This window comes from Enterococcus sp. DIV1337a, from assembly GCF_051712285.1.
In the GTDB taxonomy this organism is placed as follows: Bacteria; Bacillota; Bacilli; order Lactobacillales; family Enterococcaceae; genus Enterococcus; species Enterococcus faecalis.
Genome location: NZ_JBIOOP010000001.1, coordinates 2,322,576 through 2,339,626, shown reverse-complemented (window position 1 = coordinate 2,339,626; position 17,051 = coordinate 2,322,576). Strand labels below are relative to the sequence as shown.

General features: G+C 35.6%; 15 protein-coding genes. 7 read left to right on the top strand and 8 right to left on the bottom strand.

Going from position 1 to position 17,051, the window contains the following annotated elements:
• Nucleotides 1-20: 20 nt before the first annotated feature.
• The 5 genes from smc to IGL49_RS11070 all read left to right on the top strand — a co-directional run bounded on the left by smc (nucleotide 21) and on the right by IGL49_RS11070 (nucleotide 6,947).
• A complete protein-coding gene (gene smc, locus IGL49_RS11090) occupies nucleotides 21-3,599 on the top strand; it encodes a chromosome segregation protein SMC (RefSeq protein ID WP_104854431.1) in 3,579 nt (1,192 codons plus the stop codon).
• Nucleotides 3,600-3,623: 24 nt separating this feature from the next.
• A complete protein-coding gene (locus IGL49_RS11085; protein ID WP_104854432.1) occupies nucleotides 3,624-4,451 on the top strand; it encodes a Cof-type HAD-IIB family hydrolase in 828 nt (275 codons plus the stop codon).
• A gap of 2 nt (nucleotides 4,452-4,453) precedes the next feature.
• Nucleotides 4,454-5,785: a signal recognition particle-docking protein FtsY gene (gene ftsY / locus IGL49_RS11080; RefSeq protein ID WP_104854433.1), complete on the top strand. Its 1,332-nt coding sequence runs from the start codon at nucleotides 4,454-4,456 to the stop codon at nucleotides 5,783-5,785.
• A gap of 158 nt (nucleotides 5,786-5,943) precedes the next feature.
• Nucleotides 5,944-6,429 carry a cupin domain-containing protein gene (locus IGL49_RS11075; protein WP_104854434.1) on the top strand — a complete coding sequence of 162 codons (486 nt, stop codon included), beginning with the start codon at nucleotides 5,944-5,946 and terminating at the stop codon, nucleotides 6,427-6,429.
• Between the two features lie 119 nt (nucleotides 6,430-6,548).
• Nucleotides 6,549-6,947 carry a VOC family protein gene (locus IGL49_RS11070; RefSeq protein WP_104854435.1) on the top strand — a complete coding sequence of 133 codons (399 nt, stop codon included), beginning with the start codon at nucleotides 6,549-6,551 and terminating at the stop codon, nucleotides 6,945-6,947.
• 108 nt (nucleotides 6,948-7,055) lie between these two features.
• Here IGL49_RS11070 and IGL49_RS11065 read toward each other — a convergent pair whose 3' ends face one another.
• The 6 genes from IGL49_RS11065 to IGL49_RS11040 all read right to left on the bottom strand — a co-directional run bounded on the left by IGL49_RS11065 (nucleotide 7,056) and on the right by IGL49_RS11040 (nucleotide 11,836).
• Nucleotides 7,056-8,612 (bottom strand): ATP-binding cassette domain-containing protein, encoded by a 1,557-nt coding sequence (locus IGL49_RS11065; RefSeq protein WP_104854436.1) that lies wholly within the window; start codon nucleotides 8,610-8,612, stop codon nucleotides 7,056-7,058.
• Nucleotides 8,605-9,522: a radical SAM protein gene (locus IGL49_RS11060; protein ID WP_104854437.1), complete on the bottom strand. Its 918-nt coding sequence runs from the start codon at nucleotides 9,520-9,522 to the stop codon at nucleotides 8,605-8,607. Before IGL49_RS11060 ends, IGL49_RS11065 begins: the two co-directional genes overlap by 8 nt.
• The gene (locus tag IGL49_RS11055; RefSeq protein WP_104854438.1) at nucleotides 9,503-10,324 is read right to left on the bottom strand and encodes a hypothetical protein; all 822 of its coding nucleotides are present in this window, start codon (nucleotides 10,322-10,324) and stop codon (nucleotides 9,503-9,505) included. The genes IGL49_RS11060 and IGL49_RS11055 overlap by 20 nt, the downstream gene beginning before the upstream one ends.
• Nucleotides 10,296-11,366, bottom strand: a complete 1,071-nt coding sequence (locus tag IGL49_RS11050; protein ID WP_241690083.1) for a radical SAM/SPASM domain-containing protein — start codon at nucleotides 11,364-11,366, stop codon at nucleotides 10,296-10,298. Before IGL49_RS11050 ends, IGL49_RS11055 begins: the two co-directional genes overlap by 29 nt.
• The gene (locus tag IGL49_RS11045) at nucleotides 11,363-11,569 is read right to left on the bottom strand and encodes a hypothetical protein (RefSeq protein ID WP_241690082.1); all 207 of its coding nucleotides are present in this window, start codon (nucleotides 11,567-11,569) and stop codon (nucleotides 11,363-11,365) included. The genes IGL49_RS11050 and IGL49_RS11045 overlap by 4 nt, the downstream gene beginning before the upstream one ends.
• A 78-nt stretch (nucleotides 11,570-11,647) precedes the next feature.
• Complete coding sequence (locus IGL49_RS11040; protein WP_104854439.1) at nucleotides 11,648-11,836, bottom strand: hypothetical protein; 189 nt, start codon at nucleotides 11,834-11,836, stop codon at nucleotides 11,648-11,650.
• Nucleotides 11,837-12,035: 199 nt separating this feature from the next.
• On the opposite strand from IGL49_RS11040, the gene IGL49_RS11035 reads away from it, so the two are divergent.
• On the top strand, nucleotides 12,036-12,896 hold the full coding sequence (locus IGL49_RS11035) for a helix-turn-helix domain-containing protein (RefSeq protein ID WP_240185130.1): 861 nt from the start codon (nucleotides 12,036-12,038) through the stop codon (nucleotides 12,894-12,896).
• 59 nt (nucleotides 12,897-12,955) lie between these two features.
• On the opposite strand, the gene IGL49_RS11030 is transcribed toward IGL49_RS11035, so the two are convergent.
• Both IGL49_RS11030 and IGL49_RS11025 read right to left on the bottom strand, forming a co-directional pair.
• Complete coding sequence (locus tag IGL49_RS11030; protein WP_002354953.1) at nucleotides 12,956-13,852, bottom strand: YitT family protein; 897 nt, start codon at nucleotides 13,850-13,852, stop codon at nucleotides 12,956-12,958.
• A gap of 189 nt (nucleotides 13,853-14,041) precedes the next feature.
• A complete protein-coding gene (locus IGL49_RS11025) occupies nucleotides 14,042-14,548 on the bottom strand; it encodes a cysteine hydrolase family protein (RefSeq protein ID WP_104854440.1) in 507 nt (168 codons plus the stop codon).
• 170 nt (nucleotides 14,549-14,718) lie between these two features.
• Between IGL49_RS11025 and gshAB the strand changes: the two genes are divergently transcribed.
• Nucleotides 14,719-16,989: a bifunctional glutamate--cysteine ligase/glutathione synthetase gene (gene gshAB / locus IGL49_RS11020; protein ID WP_104854441.1), complete on the top strand. Its 2,271-nt coding sequence runs from the start codon at nucleotides 14,719-14,721 to the stop codon at nucleotides 16,987-16,989.
• Nucleotides 16,990-17,051: the final 62 nt, after the last annotated feature.

The following is a 17,051-nucleotide window of genomic DNA, read 5'->3' as shown; positions in this document are numbered from 1 at the left end:
GGCTGGAAGGAGCAATATTCGTGTATTTAAAACGAATTGAAATTACAGGATTTAAATCATTTGCAGATAAAACCATTATTGAATTTGAAGATGATGTGACAGCAGTGGTTGGTCCGAATGGAAGTGGGAAAAGTAATATCACGGAAGCCGTTCGCTGGGTATTAGGTGAACAATCTGCGAAAAACCTTCGCGGTGGCAAAATGAACGACATTATCTTTGCCGGTTCGGAAGGTCGTAAGCCGCTAAATATTGCGGAAGTTACCGTGACGTTAGACAACAGCGACCATTATTTAGCATTGGATTATAGTGAGATTAGTGTCACCCGTCGTTTAAAACGAACGGGCGAAAGTGACTTTTTTATTAATAAACAAGCGTGCCGTTTAAAAGATATTCAAGATTTATTTATGGATTCAGGGTTAGGCAAAGAATCTTTTTCAATTATTTCGCAAGGGAAAGTTGAAGCGATTTTTAATAGTAAACCTGAAGACCGTCGTGGGATCTTTGAAGAAGCAGCGGGCGTTTTAAAATACAAACAACGGAAGAAAAAGGCTGAACAAAAACTTTTTGAAACCGAGGACAACTTAAGTCGTGTCCAAGATATCATTTACGAGTTGGAAGACCAATTAGTTCCTCTAGCCGCCCAAGCAGATGCGGCTAAAAAGTATTTAGCTTTGAAAGAAGAACTTACCGAAATTGATGTCAATTTAACTGTGGCCGAAATTCAAGAAGCAAAAGCTATTTGGGAAACGAAAACGCAAGAATTAACAGCCATTGAAGAAAAGTTAGCTGGCGCAAGTAAGCAAGTCCATGACCTAGAAGGCAAATTGGTACGTTTACGAAGCAAGCGCAATCGTTTAGATGAACAAATTGAAACGGAACAACAACAATTATTACAAGTGACAGAAGCGTTGAAACAAGCAGAAGGACAAAAAAATGTTTTAATTGAACGTTCCAAACACACCTCCCAAACGGCAAGCGAATACGAAGAGACATTGGCAGAAACGGCCGAAAAAATTGTTCGTTATCGAGAAGAATTGCAGACGCTGGAAACAGCAATCGCAGAAAAAACGGCACAACGTCAGACGTTAAAAGAAGCGCTGGCTTTAGCAACGAAAGATGTGGAAAAATATAGTAAGTCTTCAAAAGAATTGATGGAAGAATTGCGCAGTCAATATGTTGAAGTCATGCAAGAACAAGCCAATACAGCCAATGACTTAAAATATTTAGAACGACAATATCAACAAGAAACAGCTAAAAATCAACAATCGCTAGCAAAACACGAAGCGCTAGAAGAACAGATGGTTGAAGCTCTCGCAATGAAAGAGACGCTAGAAAAAGAGCAAAAAGTCGCAAAACAAGGCTTACAAGAACAGCTGGAAGAATACACAGTGTTGAAAGCAACGCTTGAAGCTAAACGTGAACGATTAGCACAGCGTCAAAACGATATGTACCAAGCGATGAATCAAGTGCAACAAGCGAAGGCACGCCAAAAAAGTTTGCAAGAAATTCAGGAAAATTACGCTGGCTTCTATCAAGGCGTGAAAGCTGTATTGCGTCATAAAAACCAATTAACTGGGATTGTTGGTGCAGTGGCCGAATTAATTGAAGTGCCTAAAGAATATACGTTGGCGATTGAAACGGCCTTAGGTGGCGCGGCGCAACATATTGTTGTGGAAAATGAGAAAGATGGTCGAGCAGGTATTACCTTCTTAAAACAACAACACAGTGGCCGGGCAACCTTTTTACCATTGACCACCATTAAGCCGCGCTCTGTATCAGCGATGGTTCAGAATCGTTTGGCCGGTGCACAGGGATTCGTAGGGATTGCCAGTGAGTTAGTTCGTTATCCAGAACAGGTACAAACCGTTATTCAAAATTTGTTAGGCGTTACGATTTTAGCGGCAGATTTAACGAGTGCCAACCAGTTAGCAAAATTAGTCAATTACCAATATCGCGTTGTCTCATTGGAAGGCGATGTGATGAATCCTGGCGGTTCGATGACTGGGGGAGCCAATAAACGTGGCAACCAAGGAAGTCTATTTTCACAAGCGCAAGAACTTCAAACAATCACTGAACAAATGACTCAATTAGAAACACAACTAAGAAGTGTGGAACAAGAAGTCCAAGCGCTCTCGCAAGAAGTGAAAACAGCCACGGAACGTGCAGAAATGTTGCGCTCTGCTGGTGAACAAAATCGCTTAAAACAACAAGAAATTGACAATAAATTAGCCAATCAAACAGAAACGATTACTCGTTTAACAAAAGAAAAACGCCTGTTTGAATATGAATCGCGGGAATTGCATCAATTCTTAACCGAATATCAAACGAAAAAAGCCACATTGACAGAGCAACAAGCAAGCTTAACGGCAACGAAAGAACGTTTAGATGCTGAAATGAAACAAGTGGAACAAGAAGCTAGCCAAATGGAAACTTTTAAAGCCCAAGCGCAAGAACGCTTGACGACAGTTCAAGCAGAACAAGCAGTAGCGGCGGAACAATGTGCCCATTTTGCTCGTCAAAAACAAGACAAACAAGAACAATTGGACGAATTGTTGATTCGAGAAACGGCCATCCGTCAACAGCTACAACAACTAAGTAGCCATTCTAGTGATCACCAGTTAACCGAAGAAGGCTTAGCGGCACAAGTCGCGCAATTAGCGGAGAAACAAACAGCGTTGCAAACATCTTTACAAACGGCACGCAGTCAACGACAAGCGTTACAAGAAGAAGTAGACGAGTTAGATACAAAATTAGCGGAAGAAAACAAACGCCAACAACAGTATTTAGCAGATAAAACACAAATCGAAGTCTTAAAAAATCGCGCAGAAATGCAATTAGATAGCTCGTTAAGTTACTTACAGGAAGAATACAGCTTAACCTTTGAAGCTGCCTATGAAGCGTATTTCCCAATCGATAATTTGGCGCAAGCGCAGCAAACAGTGAAACGCCTAAAACAAGAAATTGAGCGGTTAGGACCCGTTAACTTAAGTGCCATCGAGCAATTTGAACAAGTCGATGAACGTCACCAATTTTTAGTCAGTCAACGTGATGATTTATTAAATGCGAAAGAACAATTATTTGAAACCATGGATGAAATGGACCAAGAAGTGAAAGAACGGTTTAAAGAAGTCTTTGAAGCAATTCGTGGCCAGTTTAAAGTGGTATTTCCTAATATGTTTGGTGGCGGACGGGCAGAACTGGTGCTAACCAACCCAGAGGATCTCTTGAATACAGGGATTGAGATTGAGGCGCAACCACCAGGGAAAAAATTACAACATTTAAGCTTGTTGTCTGGAGGCGAACGGGCATTAACGGCGATTGCATTACTCTTTTCAATTATTCGTGTTCGACCCGTTCCGTTCTGTATTTTAGATGAAGTAGAAGCAGCTTTAGATGAAGCCAACGTTGCTCGTTTTGGCCATTATTTAAGCGAATTTGAAGATGGCACACAGTTTATTGTAGTGACACATCGTAAAGGAACAATGGAAGCCGCAGATGTTTTATATGGCGTGACTATGCAAGAATCTGGGGTTTCAAAAATCGTTTCAGTTCGTTTGGAAGAGGTCAAAGAAGGTGGCGCAATTGAAAAAAGCAAGTAGCCAGAAGCAAGGAGGAGCGAACGTTTGATAAAATTAGTTGCTATTGATTTAGATGGAACATTATTAAATAGCCAAAAAGAGATTTCTTTACGGAATAAACAAGCACTGATGGCTGCGAAACAAGCAGGAGTGAAAGTTGTTATCTGCACAGGTCGACCTTTGGCAGCCATTGGTCCTTACTTAGAAGAATTAGGGTTACAAGATGAAGGCGATTATAGCATTACTTTTAACGGTGGGTTGGTTCAAAAAAATGATACAGGGGCCATTATTGAGAAAACACTGATGCCTTTGGAAGCAATTCATGAGCTCTACCAATTAGCAACCACACTCAACATGCCGTTTGATGTCTTATCAGATGAGGTCGTGATGCAACTGCCTTCTGCACCAAATTATCCTTCAATTTATAGTTCTCTAAACAAATTATTAACCTTTGAGTCCTACAAATTAGAAGAATTAACCCCAAATCGAATTTATAATAAAGTTGTTGTTGCGATTGATGAAGCGTATTTAAATGAACGCATCAAGGAAATTCCGGCCTCTTTTTATGAGCGCTTTGAAATTATTAAAACGCGAAATAACTTATTAGAATTTATGCCAAAAGGGATTACGAAAGCCTATGGTATTTCCTTGTTAGCCAAAGATTTAGGAATCCGTGCGGAAGAAATCATGACCCTCGGCGACGAAGAAAATGATTTACCGATGATTGAATACGCTGGCTTAGGTGTCGCAATGGCAAATGCGATTCCATTAGTCAAAGAAGCTGCAGATGTCGTGACAGACACGAATGACCAAGATGGCGTTGCCAAAGCGGTCGAAGAATATATTTTAACGCCGTTGGAAGGAGGCCAATAAGAATGGGATTTTTTGATAAAATAAAAAAAGCTTTTTCCGCTGAAAAAAAGGAAGAAGAAAAACAAGAGATCGTTGAAGAAACAGTAGACGAAACAACTAGTGATGAATCAGCGCCTGCTGAATCAAAAGAAGTCGCAACAGAAGAGGCGCAAACAACGCCAGAAACGACAGCGGAAGAAGTCACAGAAACAGTTGATTTAACAGACAACGCTGAAATGGAAAAATTAGTTGATGTAGAAGAAGCGTTAGAAGAAGAAGAGCCAGAAGAAATCCTGACAGAAGAAACACAAGAAGTTGTTGTGGAAGCGCCCGAGGAAGAAAGTAGCGTCGTGACTCCGTTGGCAGAACCAACAGACACGCAGGGTTCAGAAAAAATTGAAGAGTCAAAAGAAGAGCAAGTCCAAGAAAAATATGAAAAAGGCTTGGAAAAAACGCGTAAAACATTTGGGCAACGGTTGAACGAATTGTTTGCTAATTTCCGAAGCGTCGATGAAGATTTCTTTGAAGAATTAGAAGAAACATTAATTGGTGCAGACGTAGGCTTTGATACATCCTTAAAAATTACAGAAGCCTTGCGACAAGAAGTGAAACTGCGAAACGTGAAAAAACCAGCTCAAGTTCAAAATACCATCATTGAAAAAATGGTTGATTTGTATGAAGAAGCAGGAATTAATGAAAATAATGCAATTAACTTACAGCCAAATGGCTTAACCGTGATTTTATTTGTCGGTGTTAATGGAGTTGGTAAAACAACCAGCATTGGTAAATTGGCGCATCAATACAAGCTGGAAGGAAAGAAAGTTTTAATGGCAGCTGCCGATACGTTCCGAGCGGGCGCCATCGATCAATTAGTTGTTTGGGGCGAACGGGCTGGCGTTGAAGTTGTACGTGGGAATGCTGGCGGCGATCCAGCAGCGGTCGTTTTCGATGCAGTGGAACGTGCCAAAGCAGAACAGGCCGATGTTTTATTAGTGGATACAGCAGGTCGTTTACAAAATAAAGTCAACTTAATGAAGGAATTAGAAAAAATCAAACGAGTCATCCAACGAGAAATTCCAGATGCGCCTCACGAAGTTCTCTTAGTCGTGGACGCAACTACTGGGCAAAATGCGATGACACAAGCCAAACAGTTCAAAGAAACCACCGATGTCACTGGTTTAGTTTTAACCAAACTAGACGGAACAGCCAAAGGTGGTATTGTCATTGCTATTCGGAATGAATTACACTTGCCAGTGAAATTAGTTGGTCTAGGTGAAGGCATTAACGATTTAGAACCATTCAATGCCAACGATTTCGCAATGGGCTTATTTAAAGGCTTATTAAAAGATGTTTAGTTGTAGAAAATAACAGGTTTGGGAAGAACGTGGGACAGGAGTATTTAGCTTCAAGAATGAAGAAGCTACTCCTGTCCCGCCGTTTATTTTAGGATTGGGACGGATGTTCTAAGTTCTTCCTAAATCGTTTCTAAAAAAATGAAGGAGTGAGGGAGAAGATGACAGAGCAAATGTGGATTGAGAAGTTAGGATTAGAAGCGCATCCGGAGGGCGGCTATTTTAAACAAACCAATAAAAGTGAACAATTGATTCCGACCGAACGAGGCGAACGGGCGCTGCATACAGCGATTTTGTTTCTATTAAATACAGAAAGTCCGTCACATTTTCATCGTTTAAAAGCAGATGAATTATGGTTTTTTCACGATGGTCAGCCATTAACCGTTCACTGTATTTTTCCTGATGGAACGTATCAAGCTGTTCAGTTAGGGAAAGATTTGGTTCAAGGACAACAGCTTTCGTTCTCAGTTCCTGCCGGCACAATTTTTGGCTCTACAGTAGCGACAGGATTTGCGTTGGTTAGTTGCGTGGTTACACCAGGCTTTGAGTTTGAAGACTTCGAATTATTTACTCAAGCGGAGTTGTTAAACGATTATCCACAACATAGTGAAATCATTCAGCACTTGGCTTATCGAGAATTACCTTAAGAAAACGTTTTAGTAACATTTCTTTTATGAATATGCTAGTATAAACCAAACAAGCTTATTGATTTTGTCGTAACGCACAGTTAGCTGTCGCAGATGAATAAAAGAAAGGAATGATTCACATGGGCACAATGGTTTTTGTTAACTTCCCAGTAGCGGATGTTCAACGTTCTACAGCATTTTATGAAAAACTTGGATTCAAAAAGAACGAGGAATTTTCATCAGAGGAAGCTAGTTCGATGATGTGGGATGATCAATTTTGGACTATGTTGTTGAACCATGATTTTTATGGAAAATTTATCCAAGAAAAGCAAATTATTGATGCGCAAACAACCAGTGGAGCATTAATTTCCTTTAGTTTAGAGAGTGCCGAAGCCGTAAAACAGTTTGGCGAAACTGCCAAAGCTAACGGAGGCAACTGTTACCGAGTTGATATGGGAATACCAGAAGAGCAAATGTATGGCTTAGAGGTGCAAGATTTGGATGGCAATAGCTTAGAACCAGTCTGGATGAAGATGTAAAAAGAGCCGCAAAATCTCTACAGAAAAAATATTATAATCAAACAAAAATATACGCCATTCTTCAAACTTAGATTAAAAAGTCTAACTTTGAAAATGGGGTATATTCTTTTACATTTGAATTACTTCATCAAATTTACTCGAAATATCATTGTTTACATGATGAAGAACAGCAAGGACTGTTTTAGAACTTTCAGCTAAGAGGGATAAAACTTTTTCAGTATTTTCTTTATCTGTTGAAGAAGTTGGTTCATCTACCAATAAAAATGGACGATTTTCATATAGCGCCCGAGCCAAGGAAACCAACATGGCCTCACCACCGCTGATTGTGGCAGTAGATTGATTGAAAATTATTTCAAAATTGGCACCAAAAACTTTTTTACCAATTTCATATAACTTCTCTTTATTAGGTTTATTGAAAGAAGTAATATTTTCCGCGACTGTCCCATCATAAAGCTTGGCTTTTTGGGAAACATAGCCAATCATTGTCGAGAAGTCGACTGTGCGTAATTCTTGTTGTTGATTCAATAATATTTTTCCTTGATACTGATTTATCTCTTGTGTCAATAATTTTAGGAAAGATGATTTTCCACTTCCGTTTTTACCAATGATTATATACTTTTTTTCTGAATATAATTCTAAATTAATCGGACCAATATTTTTTTCTTCATAAGTAATCAAAACATTATTAAATAAAATTGTTTTGGGAACTATAGAAGAATGAAGAAGTTCAGGTTCGTTGGAAAGCAAGACATCATTAACTTTGCGAATCTCTTTTGTAGAATAAAGTTCTGTTAATACAGTTGAGAGCCAAAAAATAGGAGTAGTAATTGTTTCGACAGATTGTGTTATCGCTAATAGTTCGGGAAAAGTCAATTCTTGCTGGCGAATTAAAAAAATACCTATTAATAACAAACCAATTTGAATAAACCACCCACAAGTATCATTAATAACTGTTATCGTTGATTGGAAAAAATTATTCTTGAAAAAATGTTTTTCAGCTTCTTTGTTTTTTTGAGAAAAACGAGGAAAGAGACGTTTGCCAATAGAAAAAATTTTTAATACTGCTAAGTCTTCAAAAATATCTTGCAATGTTTGTACAATATTAGCTTGTGAATCATTAAATTTTTTTTGATGTATAGCGATTTTTTTGACAAAATGTTTCGTTGTAAAAAAAGAAATCAACGTTAAGCCTAATAAATAGAGCCAAATATGCCAATTAATTGTCAGAATTAATAGCGAACCTAGAGAAAATGAACAAATAAAATAAATCAAACTAATTAGCGCACCTAGATATTTTTTTATCACAAAAGGATTGTCAATCGTCATTATTTTAACAACTTTTTCTGTAGGATATTTTTTTATTAAAGTAGCCAGCGGTAACCGAATCAAAGCTTGGTACATTTGATTATTCATTTTTTTTAAAGAACTGGCAAAAAAATGTTGTTGAACAATTTGTGATCCTAAATTAATTAAAACAAGACTAAATAGAATTCCTAAGTTGATACAAACTAAGATGTAAAAAGGTAAAGTTTGTTCTTGTTTAATATAATTGGAGTCGAATAAAATCAGTAGCGAAAAAATCGGTTTGTAGGTAGCGAAAAGTAATGTCATCAGAAATGTAGCAAGGAATAACTTTCGATTTTTACTGAATAAAAATTTAAGCATCGAGGTGGGATGTCCTTTCTATGAATAATTTTTCTAATATAAAATATGGATTTATTATCTCTGCTTCTGTTTGTTTTAAATAAGAATCAAAGTCTTGAGAAATCTCCTTATACAAATAATCAAGGAGAGTTAAATTTTCTAATGGCAAACAGATAGTTTTTGCACCTAATGACCTTGGATAGAGTGAAATTGATGTGTCAGGAGATATCCAAATAGATGAAAAGAAGTTATCTATTTGTTTCTGATAATCAATTTTTAGTGATTTTACGGAATGTAAATCTGTAATTATTAAAGGAAGGTCCTTATCTAAAGAGTAAGCAACGATTTTTTTATAAATATTATTTGAATTGGCGAACAGAATATTGTTTAATGCTTTTCCTATAGGCAGGCAAGAATTAATTCTCCAAAAATTTGGTTTTATTTTTTTTATCAAAACAGAAAGTTCATCTAAAGTTTCAAAATTTTGACTAGACACAGTAGTAGCTAGGGTTAAAGGTATGTTTTTTTTAATTATTTTATTAATATTTTGTATAGTTGATTTATAGCTGCCTCGCCTTTTTCTTAAAATATCATGAATAGCTGAGGGACCATCTACACTAACTATAAAAGAATCAATTACATTTGAATCCAGAAGATTTTCATCAATAATAGTTCCATTTGTGTATAACGTAGTATGAAATCCTAAATGTTTAGCAGTATAGAATATCTCATTACTATATTGATAAAGAAGGGGTTCCCCACCAGTGAAAGATATAGAGTTACATCCCTGAATTTTTAAAGAAAGTAAGATGTTTTTACAATGTGCAAAAGGAATGCTTTGATGAGAGACTTCAGAATCTGTTGCATAACAAAATGAACAATTTAGATTACAATTATCAGTTAACATAATATTAGCATGTCTTTTTTTCAAAAAATCCCTCCCCGTGTAGTAAATGTATATAATACGCTAAAGGAAAATAATTGTAAGAATGATTTAATACATAAGTAGAATAGACTGACTTCAACATACTTAAATAATATTCTTTCTTGTCCAAAAGTATCTCATATAAAAGGTTGTCAGTTAATTCACCTAAAAAAATTTCATTATCAGCATATAATTGTAACTTGTTATCTATGAAAAGTTGTGTAGGTAATCCAGATTTTTTTTCATGACAGGAGTTACCCGAACATACATGTATATTACAGGGATGGTTTTGAATTAAACTCGTTTTTAAATGTTTTTTTTCGAGTAATAAGTATTTATTAGAGTGATTACAAATTAAATGAATAACACTATCATATATATTCAACGGACTATCTATGTCAGGAAAGATGATTGGATTACATATTGTATAACCATTGAAATTTTTTGAAATATCTAATGCTTTAATAAGTTTACTTTTGCTGAAGCTTTTATCAATTTCAATATTATAAAACAAAATGTCGCTTAAACTGTTCAGTTTGTTCAACGAGGATAGAGAAATGCTTCGGTAGGAACACTGGAAAATTTTTGGTAATGGAGATTCATCACAAATAAAACGATTGAACAACTTATTAAAATTTACGGATGGAAATTTAGTTTGTAGTGTAGAGACTAAATTTTGAGAAGGCTCGGTTAAAACAATTGTTTGAATATTGAGCTCTAATGCTTGTTGAATAATATTTAATACGTTGGCTTCTGATAAACCAGAAGCGAGCGTTATGCTAGGGAACTCTAAATTTGTGTACTTCATCAATATGCTCCTCCAATATATCAAATAGATTGCACATCACAGGGTCTACGGAATTGATATCTCCATTAGAAAAATGATACGCTCTTGAGCGACATCCTCCATGACAATTTTTAAAAAAGGCACAATTTTTTTTATGACGGCATTCTATATCATTTTTTTTAGTTTCCATTAAGGCACACATTTTTTCCAAGGGAGTGTGTAAGATATTTCCTAAACAAAACATAGATGAATGATCTATGCGTAATGAGGGACAAATACCCACATTGCCTAAATGATCGATAAATAAAAAACTCTTTTGTATGCCACAGTCATTAGCATAGATACAATTTTTTGAAATGTTGCATTCATTTTCGAATGTAAATTGAGTAGAACTAGTTTGTTGATCTACTGCAATAACTTTATAAGCTTCAACTAACCTGTAAAACTCTTTAATGTCGACACAATCAGCTCTACCTGTAGGAATTATAATATCCATCAAATAATCAACTGTAAGTTCTTGTTTTAAAAAATTAACGAAGTTTTCAATTTCAATGTTAGATTTTCCATCTAATATTGAATTCACTCTGACAGGAATTCTTTCTTCTTTTAATAATTTGATAGAAGTTAATGTTGCATTGAAGGCTCCTACTTTTCCTCTAAATGTATCATGTTGTTTATCTGTTAAAAAATCTAAGCTTGTAACAATACTAATATGATATTTTTTTATTAAAGAAAGATGCTTATCTTTTAGAAGAGTTAGATTAGTAAATATTTTTATTGAAAAACCTGATTTAAATAGATATTCCAAAATATCAACGATGTCCTTTCTAAGAAGAGGTTCTCCACCAGTTAATTGAACTTTAAAAATGCCTAAAGATTTGGCTTGATCAATAAGTTTAAATAGCTCAGCAGTAGTTAGAGTATCTTTTATAGAATATAAAGATTCATTATAGCAATGCTGACATTTTAAATTACATTTTTTACTTAATTCTATAAACAGCATCTCTACTGAATAGTTTTTTATAAAAAAATTATCACAAGATAATTGTGAAATGGAAGTCAATATATTTTTTCCTTAAGTTCCATAATTAAAGAAGAAATTTCTACATATTTATCTGAATCAATACCGTTTAATTTTTGTATTTCATTAAGCAAATGAAACATATCTTCATTAATAGTGGTCTTTTTTTGGTCTTTTTTCTCAAATAAAAAATAGTGTTGGTCTTCTTTAACAATAGAAAAAGCATTATTAAAATATAATTTCATAAAACCACTCCTTTGCATAATAACTTAACAAGAGTGGAAAAACTATCCACTCTTGTTTTTTAATGTATCATTCAAAATTTAGGCGCGTATGTTTGAAGCGCTACAATGACATGTGCCGCAAACAATATGATTTTCTGTAGGTTTTTTTGTATCAGATACAAATGCAGGATTAATAGATGTGATTTTTAACGTTCCAAAAAGATTGTTTTTCTCGTTCACATGTACATGATTTACTTCTACGTTGTATTTCTTAGTTTTGATTTTCATAAAGAGTCCTCCTAATTGTGTAATTTTTATCAAAAATTAGAAAAACCATAAAATATAAAAATTAATATGAATAATAATCACCTCCAGTCTATATTTGTATTTTTCTGAATTTTTGATTAGAATTATCTTAACAAATAAAATTAAGAAAAAATCAGTTTGTACACTTTAGTCACAAGTATTATAAAAAGGAGTGATAGTGGTGAAATGGAATTTTGGGAAAGTTTATAAGGAGGTCAGAGAGTCTAAAGGTATTTCGCAGAAAAAAATTTGTCATGAAGCATTATCCAGAACAACTTTATCCAAATTAGAAAATTGTAAAATAATGCCAAGTTATCAAACTATGGAGTATTTATTACAACAAATAAATATGAGTTTTTCTGAATTTGAGTATATATGTAATGTTTATCAGCCCCAGGAAAGAGAGTGTATCATTGAAGAATTCAATTCTTTAATAAATAATACAGACAGAGTGAATATCAAGGACTTGCTAAAACGATGCGAAAAATTTTTAAAAATAACGGATGATTATTATATCAAAGATATTCAGATGCTATTAAAAGCTCAGTTAGCCTTCCAGTTAGAATCAATCAATAGCAATGTGTGTAAATCGAAACTACTAATTAGTCAAATTTGGAGTAGAATAGAGAAAATGGATGTATGGTATTATAATGAGATTCGCTTACTTAATGGTATTTTGTTTTATTTCCCACTTGAAACAATCGAAGCCATATCCGATAAGTTATTGTATTCTTTAAAGAAATACAGTACATATGCTAAAATTAAAGATCTTGAAATATCTATATTGACTAATTTATCAACCATTTATTTGAAAAATTGTAAGATGGCTGAGTGTGAAATTGTTTTACTTCGAATGAAACAACTAGCACTAGATTTAAAAAGATATGACTTTTTGGGCGTTTATTTTGTTAGAATGGGAATTTGCGAAACAAATAGTGTACTAATAGAGCGAGGAATGAAAATCTTAACATTAACCGATGAAAACGAATTAATCGAAGAACTGAATAAAGAAATCGAATTTTTTAAGATGACTAAACAATAGAGTATAAATTAAGAGCCGCAAAATCTCTACAGATTTTGCGGCTCTTTTCCTACAAAAAACTATTGTAAATTATTGGCATTAGTAGCTTCAACACCATAAGAATCAGCTACTTTTTTCAAGCTGAATCCTTTTCCGTAGACTTCACTCGCACTCATTGAAATTAAAAAGGCTTCTTCATCAATCTCAAGAATAGCTTCTTTTAAGCGGGGAAAATCTTTTTCACGAATGACGGTCATTAAGAGCATGCCTTTCGCGTTTCGGTAACCGCCTTCGATTGGCACCAAGGTCACACCTTTATCTAGTTCACGTAATAGGCGTTCTTGAATAGCGACATATTTTGGCGAAATAATCATCACGTTCTTCGAGCGAACCAGACCAACTTGAATCATGTCAACGACACGACCAATTGTAAATAAACAAATTAAAGAGAATAACACAATATCCGCATTAAAAGCATACATTGCTGATAAAATGACTAAACCATCGACGAATAAAATGGCAATACCTAAAGAAACTTTGAAATATTTATTGACGATTTGTGAAATGATGGCTGTCCCACCAGTTGAGGCGTTACCACGGAACACCAAGCCTAGGCCAGCACCTGTAATAATACCGCCAAATAATGCTGCTAGAAAAATATTATGTGTTAACACAGGCATCCCCGAAGTAATTCCTACAAAAAATGGATAAATAAGACTACCATAAATGGTTTTGACACCGACCTCTTTCCCAAGAAGTAAGAAACAAAGCACTAAAAGAGGAATATTGATGGCGTAAAGAACAATGGCGGGACTAATCCCGAAAACATAATTAATAACAATACTAATGCCATTGGCTCCGCCTGCGACAAGTTTATTTGGCAATAAGACCGCATTGATTGAAATGGCCAAAATGAATGCACCGACTGTTACATAGGCGGTGTCTTTTAAACGTTGGGCTGTAAAAAATTTGTTCATAAAATACCTCCAATTATTTATTATTTTAGTGAATGATGACATAAAAAAAGACAGAATATGAGAGACAAGCCTAATCAACTTATGTCCCACACTCTAAATCTTCAACTAATCAACTGAACACTTTTTCCTTATACTAACATGAAATACGACAAGAAAACATAGTGAACAAACAATTTTTTGGAAAAGCCCTCAATTTATTGAAGGCAAAAAAGTTAAAAAGCGGCCAGCCCAAATGGCTTCATGGTGTTGGATAATTTGTGCCGCGGTTAAATGTTCATTATCCAAGGTGGAAGTGGTTTTCGGTGTCATCAAACACGTATAGCCTAAACCATGAGCCATCCGAATTGTAGTGTCCACACAAAACTCGGTTTGTACGCCAGCGATTTCTAACGTTTGAACGTCTTGTTCCGTCAATAAATCATTTAAATTTGTTTGGTAAAAGGCATTCGCATGTGTTTTGCGGATGAAAAAGTCTGTGGGTTGTGCATCCAGTTTTTCAAAAAGTTGCCAAGAGTCTGAGCCAAAAGGTAGTTCAGCTTCTTCATGTTGAACAAAAATAATGGGCGCATGGTGTTGGCGGTAAACAGCAATACGCTGATTGACCTTTTCCAACACTTCTGGCAGACGGTACAATTGCTGCGTCGGACTTTCAATGCCTTTTTGAAAGTCAATTAAAAGTAATGCACGATTTTTCATGAGCAATCCCCACTTTCTATAAACTAGTTGTTTTCAGTATAACGGAAAAAGGCGCTCTCTAAAAGTGTCTCGAAAATTCCCAAGCGAACGTTCAAAAAAACAGCATATTTACTCGTTTTCCTATATAATAGTAAGAGAAACAGATAGTTTGTAGAAAGAAAGGCGACAAGATGAATTATAGAGAATTAATGCAAAAGAAAAATGTTCGTCCTTACGTATTGATGGCTCGTTTTGGTTTAGAAAAAGAAAACCAACGTAGTACACGAGAAGGGCTTTTAGCGACAACTGATCATCCAACGGTTTTTGGTAACCGTTCTTATCATCCATATATTCAAACAGATTTTAGTGAAACACAATTAGAATTAATCACACCTGTAGCAAATAGCGGCACAGAAATGCTTCGTTTTTTAGATGCCATTCACGATGTGGCTCGTCGTTCGATTCCAGAAGATGAAATGCTGTGGCCATTAAGTATGCCACCACAATTACCAACAAAAGATGAAGAGATTAAAATCGCTAAATTAGATCAATATGATGCAGTGTTATATCGTCGTTATTTGGCAAAAGAGTATGGCAAACGAAAACAAATGGTCAGCGGAATTCATTTTAATTTTGAATATGATCAAGCCCTGATTCAGCAGTTATATGATGAACAATCCGAAGTGACAGATTGCAAACAATTTAAAACGAAAGTGTACATGAAAGTTGCCCGTAACTTTTTACGTTATCGCTGGTTAATTACGTATCTTTTTGGGGCTTCACCGGTTAGTGAAGACGGCTACTTTAGAGACTATGATGACCAACCGCAAGAACCAATTCGCAGCATTCGGAATAGTACGTATGGCTACCGAAATCATGACAATGTGAAAGTATCGTATGCCTCATTGGAACGCTATTTAGAAGATATTCATCGCATGGTGGAAAATGGTTTACTTTCTGAAGAAAAAGAATTTTATGCGCCTGTGCGCTTACGTGGTGGGAAACAAATGTCTGATCTGCCTAAAACAGGTATTCGCTATATCGAGTTGCGTAATTTAGACTTAAATCCTTTTTCACGTTTGGGAATTACGGAAGATACCGTGGATTTCTTACATTATTTCATGTTGTATTTATTGTGGACAGATGAAAAAGAAGAAGCGGATGAATGGGTGAAAACTGGCGATATTTTTAATGAACAAGTGGCTCTCGGTCATCCTCATGAAACCATTAAGTTAATTGCAGAAGGCGATCGGATTTTTTCAGAAATGATTGATATGTTAGATGCTTTGGGCATTCGTAAAGGCAAAGAAGTCGTCGGTAAGTATTATCAACAACTGCGGAATCCACAAGACACCGTTTCTGGCAAAATGTGGACGATTATTCAAGAGAATTCCAATAGTGAACTGGGGAATATTTTTGGCAACCAATATCAAAGTATGGCCTTTGAACGCCCTTATCAATTAGCTGGTTTCCGTGAGATGGAATTATCCACACAAATTTTCTTGTTTGATGCGATTCAAAAAGGTTTGGAAATCGAAATTTTAGATGAACAAGAGCAATTTTTGAAACTGCAACATGGCGAGCACATTGAATATGTCAAAAATGCCAACATGACTAGCAAAGATAACTACGTGGTACCATTGATTATGGAAAACAAAACCGTGACCAAGAAAATTTTGTCTGCAGCAGGTTTCCATGTGCCTGGCGGTGAAGAATTTTCATCTTTTATTGAGGCACAAGAAGCACATTTACGCTACGCCAATAAAGCATTTGTCGTGAAACCAAAATCAACAAATTACGGCCTAGGAATTACCATTTTTAAAGAAGGCGCTTCGTTGGAAGACTTTACGGAAGCGTTACGGATTGCTTTTAAAGAGGACACAGCGGTTTTAATTGAAGAATTTTTACCTGGAACAGAATATCGGTTCTTTGTGTTAGATAATGATGTAAAAGCCATCATGTTGCGCGTGCCAGCCAATGTTACCGGGGATGGCAAACACACTGTAGAAGAATTGGTGGCCGCTAAAAATAGTGATCCATTGCGGGGCACCAATCACCGTGCACCACTAGAATTAATCCAGTTAAATGATTTAGAAAAACTAATGTTGAAAGAACAAGGTTTAACTATCTATTCTGTGCCAGAAAAAGAGCAAATCGTGTACTTGCGAGAAAATTCTAATGTTAGCACGGGCGGGGATTCGATTGATATGACCGATGTCATTGATGATAGTTATAAACAAATCGCCATTGAAGCAGTTGCGGCGTTAGGCGCGAAAATCTGTGGCATTGATTTAATCATTCCTGACAAAAACGTAAAAGGCACACGTAATAGCTTAACGTACGGCATTATTGAAGCAAACTTTAATCCAGCTATGCATATGCATGTTTACCCTTACGCTGGAAAAGGACGCCGTTTAACAATGGATGTTTTAAAATTATTGTATCCAGAAGTGGTTCAATAAAAAAGAATACCGCCAAAAAATTCATAATAGATTTTTGGCGGTATTCTTTATAAAAACGTTTT